Origin of the sequence: Flavobacterium branchiophilum NBRC 15030 = ATCC 35035 (genome assembly GCF_002217205.1) — a bacterium.
GTDB lineage: Bacteria > Bacteroidota > Bacteroidia > Flavobacteriales > Flavobacteriaceae > Flavobacterium > Flavobacterium branchiophilum.
Window position 1 is genome coordinate 1 of the sequence record NZ_MUGT01000189.1, and the last position, 1,557, is coordinate 1,557.

General features: G+C 30.2%; 2 protein-coding genes. Both read right to left on the bottom strand.

The features are described from left to right. Positions 1-202: 202 nt before the first annotated feature. On the bottom strand, positions 203-682 hold the full coding sequence (locus B0A58_RS15555) for a hypothetical protein (protein ID WP_243389520.1): 480 nt from the start codon (positions 680-682) through the stop codon (positions 203-205). Then, complete coding sequence (locus B0A58_RS15560; protein WP_089081798.1) at positions 672-1,454, bottom strand: hypothetical protein; 783 nt, start codon at positions 1,452-1,454, stop codon at positions 672-674. Before B0A58_RS15560 ends, B0A58_RS15555 begins: the two co-directional genes overlap by 11 nt. Positions 1,455-1,557 lie beyond the last annotated feature (103 nt).

Genomic DNA, 1,557 nt, shown 5'->3' on the forward strand with positions numbered 1-1,557 from the left:
ATTTTTTTTATTAATTTTTGTGTTACTTTCTACCGCAAATTTTCTTGTAAACTTGCACACACGTTCCCAGGCTTTGCGAGGTTGTGGGCTAAATAAGCCTTTAACTTTCGGTTAATGACTGAACTTTCAGACACAAAACCAACTTCCCGTAAAGCCTAATACCCAAATTGCTTGTAGCGTGTGTTGGGCAATCGTTCTTTTTTTAGAGGTCTAAAATTCCAAAAGTGTCATAATGCGGGACTTTTAAATCGATAAAAATAAATTTTGGATTTGTTTCTCCTTTGAGAAGATTGTATATTTTCAAACTTTCGCTATCAGACGAAAGATAGTATTCCACAGTTTTTTCACAATGAGCTTGAGAAAATAATTTGGTATCGTTTGGTATTATGTTGCGTTCGTTTAATTTTAATTTGCCTTTGTTTTTGAAAATTATTTTTGCAAATTCTCCTGTTTTCTTTGAGTGGTCTAAATTAAAAGGAACAATTCGTAAATTTTTCAATGGTAATTCATAAATATCTCCTCCAACACAATATTCAGCAATTGAAATAGTCGAAATAATCATTGTTATTTCTTCTTTTATAAAATATCGGAAATAACCATCTGCATTTTTAAATAAAGGATCGTTGTCATTTAAAAACCTTATAAAGAAACTTGTGTCTAACAAAACTGATTTACGCATCATAACCTCCTCTAATTTCTTTTAACCAACTATCAGGATCAATTCCGTCAAGCCAAGATTTTTTAGCTTTTTCACGAAGTCCTTTAAGATATAAATCGTCATACTTTGGTTGATAATCAACTAACTCTAAGAATGTTAATGTTGTAGTATCTATCTCTCCTGTTGAGGAATGTTGTTTTCCTAAAGCTCTAATTCCAAGAGATTTATAAAGTAAATTTTCCTCGTAATCCTCTAAAAAACTAATTGGAGTTTGAATACGAATAGTACCAAAGTCTGCTGTAAGAATATGGATGTTTGCTTTATCTTTCCCTCCGGCATTTGTTATTTTACCATAGAAATAGAATTCCGCATCTGCCCAAATTGCTTCAGTTCTGATATATCGAGTTGTTCTATCAACTTTCACCTCATTACTATTTTCTAATGAAGTTTTTATACTAAAAATATAATCCTTTTTTATCGCAATATTTTGTAAATTTTCAAATGCTTTTGCTGTCTGTAAATCAAGAAAATCAATTTCTTGAATATTACTAACTTGTCCAATTATAGCATTAAAACCGATTATAAATTGGATTGAAGTTTTAAGTATATGTTTTACGGAACCTTGTTCAATATTGTAGCTTATAATTGGTCTTTCCTTTTTGTCGCCAGGATAAAGTAAATTTTCGGCATTTTCAAGAATAGTAATTATTTCCCTAATGTCATAATTATCGGGAGATAGTTCAATATTACCTTTTGAACCTGTTATTCTTATTTCTATGTGTCCTATTTTTTCCACAAAGCAAATTAACAAATTATTTTTTTAAATAAGTGTATCTTGTGTTAAAAGTTCACTTTCGGCTCTTTTTGGGTAGAATGTTGCCCAACTAGTAAATATACGA